General features: G+C 63.1%; 16 protein-coding genes. 5 read left to right on the top strand and 11 right to left on the bottom strand.

The window, feature by feature from the left end; translation table 11 throughout:
* Positions 1-90: 90 nt before the first annotated feature.
* The 3 genes from HHL22_RS05315 to HHL22_RS05305 form a co-directional block, all read right to left on the bottom strand.
* Complete coding sequence (locus HHL22_RS05315) at positions 91-750, bottom strand: metal-dependent transcriptional regulator (RefSeq protein WP_169529906.1); 660 nt, start codon at positions 748-750, stop codon at positions 91-93.
* A 97-nt stretch (positions 751-847) separates the two neighbouring features.
* A complete protein-coding gene (locus HHL22_RS05310; protein WP_169529905.1) occupies positions 848-1,867 on the bottom strand; it encodes a 3-oxoacyl-ACP synthase III family protein in 1,020 nt (339 codons plus the stop codon).
* Positions 1,868-1,997: 130 nt separating this feature from the next.
* Complete coding sequence (locus HHL22_RS05305) at positions 1,998-3,236, bottom strand: glycosyltransferase (protein WP_169529904.1); 1,239 nt, start codon at positions 3,234-3,236, stop codon at positions 1,998-2,000.
* Positions 3,237-3,398: 162 nt separating this feature from the next.
* Here HHL22_RS05305 and HHL22_RS05300 point away from each other — a divergent pair, with 162 nt between their 5' ends.
* Entirely contained in the window at positions 3,399-4,259 is an 861-nt protein-coding gene (locus HHL22_RS05300) for a 2,3,4,5-tetrahydropyridine-2,6-dicarboxylate N-succinyltransferase (RefSeq protein WP_169529903.1), read from the top strand.
* 35 nt (positions 4,260-4,294) lie between these two features.
* Complete coding sequence (locus HHL22_RS05295) at positions 4,295-4,477, top strand: hypothetical protein (RefSeq protein ID WP_169529902.1); 183 nt, start codon at positions 4,295-4,297, stop codon at positions 4,475-4,477.
* A 35-nt stretch (positions 4,478-4,512) separates the two neighbouring features.
* Here the strand turns inward: HHL22_RS05295 and msrA are convergent, their stop codons facing one another.
* Positions 4,513-5,052: a peptide-methionine (S)-S-oxide reductase MsrA gene (msrA, locus tag HHL22_RS05290; protein WP_169529901.1), complete on the bottom strand. Its 540-nt coding sequence runs from the start codon at positions 5,050-5,052 to the stop codon at positions 4,513-4,515.
* Positions 5,053-5,259: 207 nt separating this feature from the next.
* Positions 5,260-6,159 (bottom strand): 3-hydroxybutyryl-CoA dehydrogenase, encoded by a 900-nt coding sequence (locus HHL22_RS05285; RefSeq protein ID WP_169529900.1) that lies wholly within the window; start codon positions 6,157-6,159, stop codon positions 5,260-5,262.
* Positions 6,160-6,355: 196 nt separating this feature from the next.
* Between HHL22_RS05285 and HHL22_RS05280 the strand changes: the two genes are divergently transcribed.
* A complete protein-coding gene (locus tag HHL22_RS05280) occupies positions 6,356-6,526 on the top strand; it encodes a lmo0937 family membrane protein (RefSeq protein ID WP_169529899.1) in 171 nt (56 codons plus the stop codon).
* 110 nt (positions 6,527-6,636) lie between these two features.
* On the opposite strand, the gene HHL22_RS05275 is transcribed toward HHL22_RS05280, so the two are convergent.
* Both HHL22_RS05275 and HHL22_RS05270 read right to left on the bottom strand, forming a co-directional pair.
* Positions 6,637-7,473, bottom strand: coding sequence for a porin family protein (locus tag HHL22_RS05275; protein WP_169529898.1), 837 nt, complete (start codon positions 7,471-7,473; stop codon positions 6,637-6,639).
* 204 nt (positions 7,474-7,677) lie between these two features.
* Entirely contained in the window at positions 7,678-9,309 is a 1,632-nt protein-coding gene (locus HHL22_RS05270) for an ABC-F family ATP-binding cassette domain-containing protein (protein WP_169529897.1), read from the bottom strand.
* Between the two features lie 221 nt (positions 9,310-9,530).
* On the opposite strand from HHL22_RS05270, the gene HHL22_RS05265 reads away from it, so the two are divergent.
* Positions 9,531-10,037 (top strand): DUF4199 domain-containing protein, encoded by a 507-nt coding sequence (locus tag HHL22_RS05265; protein ID WP_169529896.1) that lies wholly within the window; start codon positions 9,531-9,533, stop codon positions 10,035-10,037.
* A 68-nt stretch (positions 10,038-10,105) separates the two neighbouring features.
* Here the strand turns inward: HHL22_RS05265 and coaD are convergent, their stop codons facing one another.
* Genes coaD through HHL22_RS05245 form a run of 4 tightly spaced genes read right to left on the bottom strand, consistent with a single transcriptional unit; the run spans position 10,106 to position 12,691 of the window.
* Positions 10,106-10,576, bottom strand: coding sequence for a pantetheine-phosphate adenylyltransferase (gene coaD, locus HHL22_RS05260; protein ID WP_169529895.1), 471 nt, complete (start codon positions 10,574-10,576; stop codon positions 10,106-10,108).
* Between the two features lie 20 nt (positions 10,577-10,596).
* Complete coding sequence (locus HHL22_RS05255; protein ID WP_169529894.1) at positions 10,597-11,484, bottom strand: DUF3822 family protein; 888 nt, start codon at positions 11,482-11,484, stop codon at positions 10,597-10,599.
* Between the two features lie 41 nt (positions 11,485-11,525).
* On the bottom strand, positions 11,526-12,035 hold the full coding sequence (locus HHL22_RS05250; protein WP_169529893.1) for an NUDIX domain-containing protein: 510 nt from the start codon (positions 12,033-12,035) through the stop codon (positions 11,526-11,528).
* A gap of 32 nt (positions 12,036-12,067) precedes the next feature.
* The gene (locus HHL22_RS05245; protein WP_241737968.1) at positions 12,068-12,691 is read right to left on the bottom strand and encodes a DUF4126 domain-containing protein; all 624 of its coding nucleotides are present in this window, start codon (positions 12,689-12,691) and stop codon (positions 12,068-12,070) included.
* A 56-nt stretch (positions 12,692-12,747) separates the two neighbouring features.
* On the opposite strand from HHL22_RS05245, the gene HHL22_RS05240 reads away from it, so the two are divergent.
* Positions 12,748-13,185 carry a PaaI family thioesterase gene (locus HHL22_RS05240; RefSeq protein ID WP_169529892.1) on the top strand — a complete coding sequence of 146 codons (438 nt, stop codon included), beginning with the start codon at positions 12,748-12,750 and terminating at the stop codon, positions 13,183-13,185.
* The last annotated feature ends 32 nt before the right edge of the window (positions 13,186-13,217 follow it).

The raw sequence follows: 13,217 nt of genomic DNA, 5'->3' as shown, positions 1-13,217 counted from the left end.
CAGACAGCGGAATACTAAGCCGCGGAATAACAGCATGGACAAGTAATTGCGATTCGTCCACAAAATCTGTGCAATCCGCTTAAATCCGTGCTAATCAGTGGTTGTAAACAAGTTGCGGCTTACTTCGGCTGAGACGGCGAGGGTGCGGCCGTTGTCGAGGCACAGCTCCAGCGAGTTGTCGAAGGCTACGCGGCCCAGCACGCGCACGGCCGACCCTAGGGGTAGCCCTAGCTTGTCGAGGTGCTGCAGAAACGGCGCCGACGTGTCGCGCACGGCCACCAGCGTGCCGCGCTCGCCTTCGGCCAGGTCGGCCAGCAGGCGGTGGGCGGGGCGGCGCACGGCCCCGTCGGCGGCCGGAATGGGGTCGCCGTGCGGGTCGAAGGCCGGAAACCCCAGAAACGCATCCAGGCGCTGCAGCAGTAAGGGCGACTGCACATGCTCCAACTCCTCGGCCACCTCGTGCACCTCGTCCCAACTAAAACCCAGCTGCTGCACCAAAAATACTTCCCACAGCCGATGCTTGCGCACCGTGAGCAGCGCCAGCCGCCGGCCCTCGGCGGTAAGCTGCACCCCGCGGTACTTCTCGTAGGCCAGCAGGCCCTTCTCGGCCAGGCGGCGCAGCATATCGGTCACCGAAGCCGCCCGCGTGGCCAGCGCCGCCGCAATGCGGTTGGTGCTCACGTCCTGGCCCGGCTCGGCCTCGGCCAGCTTATAAATAGCTTTTAAATAATTTTCCTCGGCAATGGTCATAGCTGGTAATCAACAATGAGCAGTCAACAATGAGCAATTTGAACGGTACCTACCACTGAGCATTGCTCACTGTTGATTACTCATTGTTCATTGCTAATCACCACTTTATCAGCGCCGAGGCCCAGGTGAAGCCCGAGCCGAAGGCGGCCAGGCACACCAGGTCGCCGCTCTGAATGCGGCCTTGCTGCACGGCCTCGCTCAGGGCGATGGGGATGCTGGCGGCCGTGGTATTGCCGTAGCGCTGGATATTGCTGAACACTTTGTCGTCGCCCAGGCCCATTTTCTGCTGAACGTACTGGGTGATGCGCAAATTAGCCTGGTGCGGAATCAGCAGGTCGATATCCTGGGGCTGGTAGCCGTTCTGGTCGAGGGCCTCCTTGATAACCTGCGGAAAGCGCACCACGGCGTGCTTGAACACGTTTTGGCCGTTCATGTGTGGGTACATGTCGGCCTGGTGCTCCAGGGCGTAGGCCGTGCGGTTTTCGCGGTTCGAGCCCGGCTCTTGCACCATCAGCTCCTCGGCAAACTCGCCCTGCGCGTGCAGGTGGGTGCTGAGAATGCCGTGACCCTCCTGGCGAGCCGGACGCAGCACTACGGCCCCCGCGCCATCGCCAAAAATGACCGACACGGCCCGGCCATTCGGCGTTTTGTCGAGGCCCGAGGAGTGGATTTCGGAGCCCACCACCAGCACCGTATCGTACATGCCGGTGCGAATGAACTGGTCGGCCACCGACAGCGCGTAAATAAAGCCCGAGCACTGGTTGCGCACGTCGAGGGCCGGCACGGCGCCACTCATGCCTAGCTCGCGCTGCAGCAGCACGCCCGAGCCCGGAAAGAAGTAGTCGGGTGAGAGCGTGGCGAAGATAATTAGCTGCACGTCATCAGCTTGCAGGCCGGCGGCGGCCAGGGCGCGGCGGCTGGCCTCGGCCCCCATGCCGGCGGTGGTGTCCTTGCCTTCCTCAAACCAGCGTCGCTCCTGAATGCCGGTGCGCTCTTGAATCCAGGCGTCGGAGGTGTTCAGCAGCTGCTCCAAATCGGCGTTCTTGACCACGCGGGCCGGTACGTAGTGGCCGGTGCCGGCAATCTCGGCGTGGCGCAAAGTGGTGGGAGAGGCCATAGCAGTGGGGAAAGGGGGTGGGGAGGGAAAGTAGCGCCAAGGCACCGCTCAAGCGAGGGTCAAAACGGTGCAAAAGGACGGCAAAGGTACCAGCTTTAGCGGGCTAAGCGGGCCGGCTGGCCTAGGTGCTTTAAGGCGCAAAGGTGCAGCCCGGCAGCAGGCTTTCCAGCAAAAGCCCTAATTTTTTGCCCTCGCTCGCCCACAGCGCCTCCCTAGGGGGCCCTTGCGGGTAAAAGGCTGGTCCGCCCGGCCCTAGGGCCGCTACTAGGCGCTCGGCGGTGGCGGCGGGAGCTTCGCGGGGCAGCAGCGCCAGGCCCGCCTGGTAGTGCTGCACTAAGCTGGCCCACAGCGGGTTGCTAGTGGTGAGGATGGGCAAGCCGTGGGCCAGGTACTCGAAGAGCTTGGTGGGCCGGCAGCGGGCGGTGCTGGGGTGGGGGCGGTAGAGCACTAGCCCCAGGTGGCTGCGATTAATTTCGGCCACAATGTCGGCGTGGGGCACCGGCTGGGCGCCGCCCACCAGGCGCACCGGCCGGCCGCTGGCCGCCCACTGCTGCATTTCGGCCAGCAGGGCGGGGCGCTGGCAAAACCCGATGATGGTGAGCAGCGCCCCGCCCGGCCAGCGCGCCTCTAGGGCCTCGGCCAGGGCCAGGGCCTCGCGCACGCCGGTCAGCTCCGAGAGGGTGCCCGAGAAGAGCAGGCGCAGGGGCTGGCCTGGCACCGGGCGCGGGGCGGCCTGGGTGGGCAGCGCCTCGGCTAGGGCGGGCTGGTATTTGTTTTCGAGCACCAGTACCCGCCTAGGGGGCAGCTGGCCCAGGAAGGGCAGCTCGTCGGCGTAGCTGGCCTCGGCCAGTACCAGGGCGGCGGCGCGGCGGGCAGCCAGGCTTTCTACCCCGCGCAGGCCCGCGGCCAGCCCGCGCTTCAGCCAGCCCCGGTACACGGCCTGGGTGGCCACGTTGAGGGCGTAGTTCTCCTGAATATCATATATAAACTGTCGGCCCCGCCCCAGGGCCTGCCACAGCAGCGTAAGGGGAAGCAGCTCGGGGGCGTGCACCACCACCAGCGCCGGGCATAGCACCCGCAGCAAGCGCCAGTAGCGCAGCTGGGCCCGCAGGCGGTTGAAGCTCAGGCGCGAGCCCCAGAAAATGGGGTGGTGCATGAGACGCGGAAAAGCCTCTACCAGGTCCGGGGGCAGGTCGTCGCCGGTGGCGCGGCCGGCCACGTGCACGCGCAGGTCGGGCCGCTGCAGGATGGTTTCGGCAAATTTCTCCCGCATCCGGGTATCGTCTACCGGCTTGAGTACGGAGGCTAGCAGCACCGGGCGCAGCGGGTAGGAGTCGGGTACCAGCCTAGGGGTAAACTCGAAACGCAAAGCCGGCGGGCGGGGTGGTAGCATCTGCCAAATATGCTACGCCTTACCCAAACCGGTAGCTGGCCCAAGGCCGAACCATCCCCGCTTATTGCTTCCTCGAAACCGAAACGGGCGCGGGGCTATTTTTGCGCTCTATTCAGTTTTTCCCGCTTTTCGCTTTTCATGGATACTACCAGCCACCACAGCCCCGTGCTCGACCGCTTTGCCGCCCAAGAGGCCATCGAAGCTGCCTGGGTTGACCGCAACCTGCTCGACCAGCCCGACACCCAAGCCGCCATTGAGCACGTGATAGAGGACCTTGACAAGGGGCAGCTGCGCGTGGCCGAGCCGCCTACCGAGCCCGGCGGCGAGTGGAAAATCAACGAGTGGGTGAAGAAAGCCGTGATTCTTTACTTCCCCATCCGACAGATGGCAACCCAGGAAGTGGGTCCTTTTGAGTACCACGACAAGATGGCCCTCAAAACTGACTACGCTACCCAGAAGGTGCGCGTGGTGCCGCCCGCCGTGGCCCGCTACGGCTCCTACCTGGCCCCCGGCGTCATCCTGATGCCGAGCTACACCAATATCGGTGCCTACGTAGGCGAGGGCACCATGGTCGATACTTGGGCCACCGTAGGCAGCTGCGCCCAGGTGGGCAAGGGCGTGCACCTGAGCGGCGGCGTGGGCCTAGGGGGCGTGCTCGAGCCCGTACAGGCCCAACCCGTCATCATCGAAGACGGCGCCTTCATCGGCTCGCGCTGCATTCTGGTAGAGGGCTGTCGCATTGGCGCCGAGGCCGTTATCGGCGCGGGCGTCACCATCACCGGCAGCACCAAGATTATCGACGTGACGGGCGACGAGCCCAAGGAGTACAAGGGCTACGTGCCGCCCCGCTCGGTCGTCATTCCTGGCTCCATCCCCAAGCAATTCCCGGCCGGCGAGTACCAAGTGCCCTGCGCCCTCATCATCGGCCAGCGCAAGCCCAGTACGGACTTGAAAACCTCGCTCAATGATGCGCTACGCAACTTCGGGGTGAGCGTGTAAGTATGGGAAGAAAGCTCGGGCTATTTGCGAGAAAAATGCTGGGCATACTACTCATTTTCGCCGGCTGGTTGGCCGGAGGAATAGGCTATGGCGAGCCAGTAGGCCCTCCTTGGAATACAATACTTTTTCTAGCAGTGATTCCACTGATTATCAGTGGTATTTTACTGCTTTTTAAGCAAACAGAACCCGATGTTCATGTCAACAAAAAAGCCCGCTAACCAGCGGGCTTTTTTGTTATGAATCGAAGTGAGCCCTAGGCCACTCCGGCGCGCAATTTCTCGCCGAATAGCTGCTTTACTTTTTCCACTTTGGGGCGGGCCACAAACTGGCAGTAGGGCTCGTGGCCGTGCAGGTTGAAGTAGTTCTGGTGGTAGTCCTCGGCGGGGTAGAACTCGGGGGCCGCCGTGATTTCCGTCACGATGGGGTTCGGGAAAGCGTGGTTGTCGTTGAGCTTTTTTTTCCACTGCTCAGCCAGCTGCTTTTGCTCGTCCGAGTGGTAGTAGATAACCGAGCGGTACTGGGTGCCGGTGTCGGCGCCCTGGCGGTTGAGCGTCGTGGGGTCGTGGGTTTTGAAGAAAATCTCCAGCAGCTCCTCGTAGCTGATGATGGCCGGGTCGAAGGTGATGTCAATTACCTCGGCGTGGCCGGTCATGCCGCTGCACACCTCGCGGTAAGTAGGGTTTTTGATGCGGCCCCCGGCGTAGCCCGATACCACTTTCTCCACCCCTTTCAGGTTTTGGAAAACGGCTTCGACGCACCAGAAGCAGCCGGCTCCAAACGTTGCATGTTCCATAATCGCAGATTTAACGGATTTAACTGATTGCGCGGATACGCTTGGCTGCGCCAAGCTGACTACGCGGCTGCGAGCAGCTAATTAGTCATTTTTAGTGTTTCCAGGCTGCTTAGATAACGTGAAAAGGCGCACTATCGTTCTGCTTTCAGCTTATTAGCTGCCATTGCCAGCGTCGTCAGCTTGGCGCAGCCAAGCGTATCCGCGCAATCAGTTAAATCCGTTAAATCTGCGATTCGGAGCTACTACCAGCTCCTTCGAGCCCGGCGTGTACTGGTAAAAGCCTTCACCCGATTTCACCCCTAGGCGGCCGGCTTGCACCATGTTCACCAGCAGCGGGCAGGGGGCGTACTTGGGCTGGCCCAGGCCTTCGTGCAGCACCCGCAAAATGGCCAAGCACACGTCGAGGCCAATGAAGTCGGCCAGCTGCAGCGGGCCCATGGGGTGGGCCATGCCCAGCTTCATCACCGTGTCAATTTCCTCGACGCCCGCCACGCCCTCAAACAGGCTGATAATGGCCTCGTTAATCATCGGCATCAGGATGCGGTTGGCTACGAAGCCGGGGTAGTCGTTAACCTCAGTGGGCGTTTTGCCCAGCTGGCGCGCCAGTTCCATCACCCGCCGGGTGGTGTCGTCGGAAGTGGCGTAGCCCCGAATGACTTCTACCAGCTGCATCACCGGCACGGGGTTCATAAAGTGCATGCCAATGACCTGGGCAGGGCGCTGGGTAGCGGCCGCAATCTTGGTGATGGAGATGGACGACGTATTGCTGGCCAGGATAGCGCTGGCGGGCGCGTGCTGGTCAAGCTCGCGGAAAATCTGGAGCTTAAGGGCCTCGTTTTCGGTGGCGGCCTCCACTACCAAGTCGGCGCCGGCCACGCCCTCGGCCAGGGCCGTGAAGGTGCGCAGGCGGCCTAGGGTGGCAGCTTTGTCGGTTTCGGCCAGGGTGCCCTTGGCCAGCTGGCGGTCGAGGTTTTTGGTGATGGTGGCCAGGCCCCGGTCCAGGGCAGGCTGGTTGACATCGATGAGCGACACGGCGAAGCCGTGCTGGGCAAACACGTGGGCAATACCATTGCCCATGGTACCCGAGCCAATTACGGCAATCTGCATGGGTGGGAGGGGGGTAGCTAGGGGGTGAAAACGGCCGCGGGGGCCTGGGAGCCGCAAAGCTACGGCCCCCAGGCCCCCGCAGTCCGAAGCAGGTAAGTAAGGGGTAGCTCATCTTTTTTTAAGCAGTCCCGTACAATGCCTACCAATCGGCTATTGCCGGTCTGTTCAACCTTTTCACCACTACTCTTTTTCACTCATGGGCAATCTGTTGTATATCATCGCTGTGGTTCTCATTCTCATCTGGGCCCTGGGTTTCTTCGGCGTATTGGGCGCTGGCTTGGCCGGCAGCAACCTCATTCATATTCTGCTAGTTATTGCCATTGTGGCTATTCTGCTGCGCGTTATCAGCGGCAACCGAGCCGTATAAGTAACTGCCGCTGGCCCAGCTACTTTGTGGTTGGGCCGGCTAGCATACCGCCAAAAAAACCTCGCTGCCCTAGGCAGCGAGGTTTTTTTATTTTGCCCAGTCAAGACAACTTAGCGGCCGATATTGAACAGGAAATTAAACCGGATGACGGGATTCGGATAAATGCTGTTGTAGTCGTCCTGAAAATTATACAGCAGCAAAATATCCGCCGCCGCCCGGTTGCTGATTTGCGAGCGGTAGCCCGCACCCAGTAGCGGCGTTTGCACCTGCCGGGCTATGGTGCCACCCGTCAGGTTGCCATTAATATCCTGGGCCAGCAGTTCGGCACGGGTCGACTCGTACTCGGCGTGCACGAAGAACTGCTTATACACCATGTATTGGGCAAAGACCTTCACCCCGAAGTTGCTGGCGCTGATGTGCTGGGTCGTGTTGAGCGAGGTCGGGAAGCCGTAGTTATTGTAGGCATAGCTGATGCCCGGCCCAATCGAGAACTTGTCATTGACGCGGTAGCCAATGGCGGGCGAGATGCTAAAGCTGAACTGGCTGACGCCGTAGTAGCTGCTGTAGCCCAGGCCTAAGCCCGTGTACACAAAGGTTTTGGTGTACTGCTCGGCGTGCTGCTGCAGGGCCTGGCGCTTGCGCTCGCGCTCGGGCAGGTCGAAGCCCGAGGGGCTGCCGTAGGTGGGCGCCGGCAGGGCACCCGCGGGGGCGGCCGGCGCAGGCGTAGCGGCGGGGGCGGGCGCCTGCCCCGGCGTATACACCGGAATGGTAGGGGCCACGTTGGAGGTGTCGGCGGCGGCCGGGGCGGGCCGCGTGGGCGCCGGCGCCACCGGGGTGGGCTGGGGCACCGTGGGGGCCGTGTTGAGCACGGGTTTTTCCTGGGCCTGGGCCAGGCCAGGGGCCAGCAGCGCGGCCCCGCCTAGGGCCAGCAGCAACAGATAGCGCATAAAGAGCGGATTCAAAGGATTCGTAACCAAGGTAGGGCTGGGGGGAAAAGAGGAGGTGAAGCGGCCGGCGAAAATCGGCAAAATAGCTGGCGGTGCCGACCAAATCTGGTGGCGGCTACCTAACGCCGGGACGTAAAAAAATCTCCCTGCCGGCAGGGAGATTTTTTCAACGAATACCCGTCGGTTTTCGCGTGCCATGGGGCCCTAGGCCAGCTGGTACATCTTCTGGCGCTGGGCCTTCAGGTTCTCGTCGGCCAGGTACTCCTCGTAGTTCATGCGCCGGTCGATGATGCCGTCGGGCGTCAACTCGATGATGCGGTTAGCCACCGTTTCGATGAACTGCAAGTCGTGCGAGGCGAAGATGAGTGAGCCCGTAAAGTCCTTGAGGCCGTTGTTGAGGGCCTGAATACTTTCCAGGTCCAGGTGGTTGGTGGGGTCGTCGAGCACTAGCACGTTACCGCTTTCCAGCATCATCTTGCTCAGCATGCAGCGCACTTTTTCGCCGCCGCTCAGCACGTTGGGCTTCTTCTGGCTTTCCTCGCCCGAAAACAGCATGCGGCCCAGCCAGCCGCGCACGAAGCTCTCGTCCTTTTCTACCGAGTACTGGCGCAGCCAGTCCACCAGGTTCATGTTGTCGGCCTGGAAGTAAGCCGAGTTTTCCTTGGGGAAGTAGCTGGGCGTGATGGTGGTGCCCCACTTGTAGTCGCCAGTGTCGGGCTTGGTTTCGCCAAACAGGATGTCGAACAGCAGCGAGGCGGCGCGGTCGTCGCGGCCCACGATGGCCACCTTATCGCCCTTGTCGAGGCTGAACGATACGTTCTTGAGCACGAACTGGCCGTCCACCTTCTTGCTCACGTTTTCCACGCTCAGCAGTTGGTTGCCGGCCTCACGCTCGGGCTTGAAGGCAATGTAGGGATAGCGGCGCGACGAAGGCTTAATCTCCTCCAGCGTCAGCTTTTGCAGCAGCTTCTGGCGGCTGGTGGCCTGCTTGCTCTTGCTAGCGTTGGCCGAGAAGCGGCGCACAAACTCTTCCAGCTCCTTGCGCTTGTCCTCGGTTTTCTTGTTCACCTCCTGGCGCTGGCGCAAAGCCAGCTGGCTGCTCTCGTACCAAAACGAATAGTTGCCGGGGTACATCGTGATTTTCGAGAAGTCCAGGTCGGCCATGTAGTTGCACACGGCATCCAGGAAGTGCCGGTCGTGGCTCACCACAATCACCGTATTCTCGAAGCTGTCCAGGAAGTTCTCCAGCCAGAGCACGCTCTCGGCGTCGAGGTTGTTGGTGGGCTCGTCGAGCAGCAGCACGTCGGGATTGCCAAACAGGGCCTGGGCCAGCAGCACGCGCACCTTCTCGCTGGCGCCCAGGTCGCTCATCAGGCTCTGGTGCTTGTCCTCGGTGATGCCCAGGCCGCTCAGCAGCTCGGCCGCCTGGTACTCGGCGTCCCAGCCGCTCATGTCGGCAAACTCGCCCTCCAGCACCCCTAGGCGCTCGCCGTCGGCGTCGGTGGCGGTGCCCAGGTCGTACTTGGCGTACAGCTCATCCTTCTCCTTCATCACGGCCGCCAGCTGCTGGTGGCCCTGAATCACAGTGGCCAGCACCTGCTGGTCGTCGTAGGCAAACTGGTTTTGCTTGAGCACCGCCAGGCGCTGGCCCACGGGCAACTCCACCGAGCCGGTGTTGGGCTCAATCTCGCCCGAGAGTATTTTCAAAAAAGTGGATTTGCCCGCCCCGTTGGCCCCAATCAGGCCGTACACGTTGCCGGGCAGAAACTTCACCGTTACGTCTTCAAACAAAACCCGCTTGCCGTAGCGCAAGCTCACGTTGGTCGTGGAAATCATCTATACCAGAGGAAAAAAAGCCAGTTATTCAGGCGCAAAAATACGCTCGCGCCCAGCTATACTTCTGCTAAACAGCCCTGGTTGCTATTTCGTGCCCCGTAAAGCAGCGTTTGGCAGTGCAACGCGAAGCGGCTAAAACCAGTATATCGGCCTAGGTTGGCTTGCGGCGGCCAGCCTGCTTTTCATTTCCCTTGTCCGCTCTCGCCTCAGCCCCTATTCACATGGCTACCCCTTCTACTACTACTGCTGCTGCCAATGAGCCAGTGCTCACCCCCGAAAGAAACGGCGTCCGCTTCGGCCTCTACACCGGGGCCGTACTCGTAGCCTACACCATTATTGCTGTGGTGGCGGGCTTCTTTCAGAATATTACGGCTGGTTCCCTCGATGTGCTCATCCTCGTGCTAGGCTCGGTACTGGCCATCCGCAACTTCCGCATGGTGCGCGGCGAAAAAATGCCTTATTTTGGTGGCTACGGCACCGGCATTATAACGTCCATAGTGGCCTCAGTTATTCTGGCTTTCTGCTTTCTGATACTCGATGCTATAGTGCCTAGCAAGTTGGACCTAACGCAGGTGCAGAACGTGTTTGGCTTCGAAATGTCGTCCATTATTGGCTTCCTGGCTATTATTCTGATGGGTTCTATGTCGGGCGTGATGACGGCGCTCACGGCCATGCAATTCTACAAGGCTGACCCTATCGACCCGCTGAACATGAACGAGCGCATCTAACCTAGGCCCCAACTTAAAGCAAAGCCGGCTCTACCACGCATGGGGCCGGCTTTTTGTTGCGTACTATCCTAGGCCCCAGAGGCGGGCGGCAGCGCAAAGGGTACCAGCGCACCCACGTCGCCCCCGAAGCGGTGAATGTCGCGGATGATGGTGCTGCTCACGGCCGCCAGGGCCGGGGTAGGGGACAAGAATACCGTTTCCAGCTCGGGATAGAGGTGCCGGTTGCCCTGGGCAATGGCATTCTCATACTCAAAGTCGAGGGTATTGCGCAGGCCGCGCAGCAAAAAGCGAGCCCCCTGCTGGCGGGCAAATTCGGTGGTGAGGCCCTGGTAGGGCAGCACCGCCACGCGCGCATCATCGGCAAAGAGCTGGGCTATCTGGTCCTGCATCCAGTCGAGGGGCAGGTAGCGCTGCTTGCTGCTGTTGTGGCCAATGGCCACGATGAGCTTGTCGAACAGCCCGACGCCGCGCCGCACCAAGTCGAGGTGCCCGGTGGTGAAGGGGTCGAAGGAGCCAGGAAAAAGGGCAATGCGCGGCATGGGGAGGCGGTTAGTAACTGCTAATCAGCCAGGGCCAGGCTGAACAAGTCGAAGTGGCGGTGCGCGGGCACGTCGTTGAGGCGGTAGGTATAGTGCAAGCCAAAGGGGCGGGCCCCGAGGCGCAGGTGGCGCACGTAGGTGCTCAGCAGGGTAAACACGGCCGAGTCGCCGGTCAGCTCGCCCCAAATGGTCACCGGGTCCTGGTCGGGGCTCAGCCCCAGCTGCTGCATCACCAGGATGGTGAAGTACACCACGTCCTCGGGAGTGCTGACGGCGAAGACGTTGCAGAACTCCAGCCGGCTGCCCAGCACCAGGGCCGTCAGCTCCTGGTCGGCCAGGCTGAGGTAGAGCTGGCGCGCGGGCGCGGCCGGCCCGCGCTGCTGCAGCCAGCCGGCCAGCAGGGCCGCCGGCTGGGGCAGCAGGCGCGCGGCGGGCCCGAAGGTGTCGTGCAGCCACTGGGCCAGGCCCGCATCGGCCGCAAACAGGGCCACTACATCGGTAGCGGGCGCGGCCTGGGGCAGGGGGCAGGCCAGGGCCACCTCGGTGGGGCCTAGGGTGTGGTGGGGCGCCAGGTAGGCTGCCTCGTCGCCCAGCCGAAACAGGGGCGCGGGCAGCAGCGTGAAGGCGCGGGTGCCCAGGCCCAGCCGCACGCGGGCCCAGCCCGGCCGGCCCAGCAACTCGTGGGTGGCGGCCAGGACCGGCAGGTCGGCCGGGTGGCTCAGGGGCTGGTCGTCGAGGGCCACTACCTTGTGGCGGGCGGCGTCGAGCACGGCCACGCGTAGGCGGCCCGGCGCGGCCAGGGCGTAGAGGTGGTAGGCCGTGGGGTTGGCCAGGTCGAAGGCCTCGTCGCGCAGGCGCACGAGTTCAGGAATGGGGGCAGCAAGAAGGGGAGGCGCAGGGGCAGTCACGCGGCAAAAGTAGGGCGTAACCCCCAAGGCCGCCCCCGGCCCTAGGCCCCCAGCAGCACCTGCGGCACAAAGATGTCGTCGGGGCTGAGCAGGCCGCGCAGCACGGGGTGCACCTGCGCCAGCGGTAGTTGCAGCAGCTGCCGGGGCGTCAGCCAGGCCAGTTCAACTAGCAACTGCGGGCCGGTGCCGTGCTCGGGGTCGTGGCCTAAGCGCGGGGTGGCGGTGGGGTCAGTGGCAGTCACCGCAAAGAAAATCTCCAGCGCCTGCAGGTTGCGCTCGCGAAACTCGTGCAGGTGCAGTTGCCGCCCTACGTGCACGGCCAGGCCGGTTTCTTCGGCAAACTCGCGGCGCAAGGCGTCCTTCAGGCCTTCGCCAAACACCCAGCCCCCGCCCGGCGGCGACCAAAAGGGAGCATCGCCGGGCAGCAGCCCGCGGTGGGCGGCCAGCAGAATGGCGCCGTCGCGCACCAGCAGGCCGCCCACTCGCACCCGCACTTGCCCCTGGTAAGGCGTTAATAAGGCACTGCTTAAAGAATCGGAATCGGTGGACATCGGGGCGAGTGGAAAGGGACTAGTGCCCTTGCTTACGCAAAGCCCGGCGGGATGGGTACCCGCGCGGCCTGCCGGGCGGCCACCCGGCGCCGCTGCCAGCGCCGCCAGCGGCTGCCCATGAACAGGAGCAGCCCGAGGGCCAGGGCGGCGGCCACCAGCGGCAGCAGCAGGGCCAACGCGGTGCCACCCACCGCCAGCCCGTTTTCGAGCGTGGCGAAAAGGGGGTTGGCCAGCCCGCCGGTGGTGGCCGTGGTGCCCGCCCGCAGCAGCACGGTGCTGCCCTGCACCAGGCCGGCCGCCCCGCCGCCCACCACTACGCTCAGCACCCAGCGCGTGGTGGGGTCGAGCTGCGGCAGCGACGAGGCCATGAGTAGCGCCCCGCCTGCCAGAGCCGCCGGGGTAGCCAGCGCGTCGAGCAGGTGGTCGAGCAGCGGCAGGTAGTAGCCCAGCAGCTCGAGCAGGGTGGCGGCGGCCAGCGTCAGCAGGGCCGGCGTGCTGCCCAGCCAAGCAAAGCCCGGCGCTGGGGGCAGCCAGCCCACCCGGTGCGCCACCCCGGCGGCCAGCAGCGGCACAAACACCCGAAAGCCGCTGCTGGCCGCCAAGCCCAGGCCCAGCGCCCCGGCCATTACAAGCTGATAGGTAGAAAGATGGTCCATGGCCTAGGGCAGTAGAAAAAGGTGGCCGTAAGGTACAGCCAATATCTTTGAGCCCTATGCCAACCGACCAGCCCGCCGAAACCCACGCCCAGCTCGAAGCCCGTATTCGCGAACGGCTTACCCGCCAAGGCTTTATGCACCTCATCGGGGCCGACCTCACCCGCATCGAGCCGGGCCGGGTGGAAGCCACCCTGCCCCTAGGGCCCCAGCACCAGCAGCAAATGGGCTACGCCCACGGCGGCCTCATCGCTACCCTGGCCGACTTGGCGGCCGGCTTCGCCAGCGTGGCCCTGGTACAGGCGCCCGTGGTGACGGTAGAATTGAAAGTAAGCTACTTAAATCCCGGTATTGGCTCGCAGCTGCGGGCCGTGGGCTGGGTGCTCAAGGCCGGCCGCCGTCTGCATTTCTGCGAGGCTGAGGTGTGGTGCGACGAGGTGCTCATCGCCAAGGCCACCGCTACCATGGCCGTAGTGGAGGCCCCACCGGCGAATTGATTTACCGGGATGGTTGTTCACGAGCACAAAGC

Origin of the sequence: Hymenobacter polaris, assembly GCF_012927305.1 — a bacterium.
Taxonomy (GTDB): domain Bacteria; phylum Bacteroidota; class Bacteroidia; order Cytophagales; family Hymenobacteraceae; genus Hymenobacter; species Hymenobacter polaris.
Note: the sequence above shows the minus strand (reverse complement) of the source record. Positions and strands in the feature narration are given on the sequence as shown.

What these genes read in the sequence shown, in the direction of transcription:
- HHL22_RS05245 (WP_241737968.1), bottom strand. Translation starts at nt 12,691, where the DNA reads ATGGACCATCTTTCTACCTATCAGCTTGTAATGGCCGGGGCGCTGGGC.
- HHL22_RS05285 (WP_169529900.1), bottom strand. Translation starts at nt 6,159, where the DNA reads ATGCAGATTGCCGTAATTGGCTCGGGTACCATGGGCAATGGTATTGCC.
- msrA (WP_169529901.1), bottom strand. Translation starts at nt 5,052, where the DNA reads ATGGAACATGCAACGTTTGGAGCCGGCTGCTTCTGGTGCGTCGAAGCC.
- HHL22_RS05250 (WP_169529893.1), bottom strand. Translation starts at nt 12,035, where the DNA reads ATGTCCACCGATTCCGATTCTTTAAGCAGTGCCTTATTAACGCCTTAC.
- HHL22_RS05310 (WP_169529905.1), bottom strand. Translation starts at nt 1,867, where the DNA reads ATGGCCTCTCCCACCACTTTGCGCCACGCCGAGATTGCCGGCACCGGC.
- HHL22_RS05315 (WP_169529906.1), bottom strand. Translation starts at nt 750, where the DNA reads ATGACCATTGCCGAGGAAAATTATTTAAAAGCTATTTATAAGCTGGCC.
- HHL22_RS05265 (WP_169529896.1), top strand. Translation starts at nt 9,531, where the DNA reads ATGGCTACCCCTTCTACTACTACTGCTGCTGCCAATGAGCCAGTGCTC.
- coaD (WP_169529895.1), bottom strand. Translation starts at nt 10,576, where the DNA reads ATGCCGCGCATTGCCCTTTTTCCTGGCTCCTTCGACCCCTTCACCACC.
- HHL22_RS05240 (WP_169529892.1), top strand. Translation starts at nt 12,748, where the DNA reads ATGCCAACCGACCAGCCCGCCGAAACCCACGCCCAGCTCGAAGCCCGT.
- HHL22_RS05275 (WP_169529898.1), bottom strand. Translation starts at nt 7,473, where the DNA reads ATGCGCTATCTGTTGCTGCTGGCCCTAGGCGGGGCCGCGCTGCTGGCC.
- HHL22_RS05270 (WP_169529897.1), bottom strand. Translation starts at nt 9,309, where the DNA reads ATGATTTCCACGACCAACGTGAGCTTGCGCTACGGCAAGCGGGTTTTG.
- HHL22_RS05300 (WP_169529903.1), top strand. Translation starts at nt 3,399, where the DNA reads ATGGATACTACCAGCCACCACAGCCCCGTGCTCGACCGCTTTGCCGCC.
- HHL22_RS05280 (WP_169529899.1), top strand. Translation starts at nt 6,356, where the DNA reads ATGGGCAATCTGTTGTATATCATCGCTGTGGTTCTCATTCTCATCTGG.
- HHL22_RS05295 (WP_169529902.1), top strand. Translation starts at nt 4,295, where the DNA reads ATGCTGGGCATACTACTCATTTTCGCCGGCTGGTTGGCCGGAGGAATA.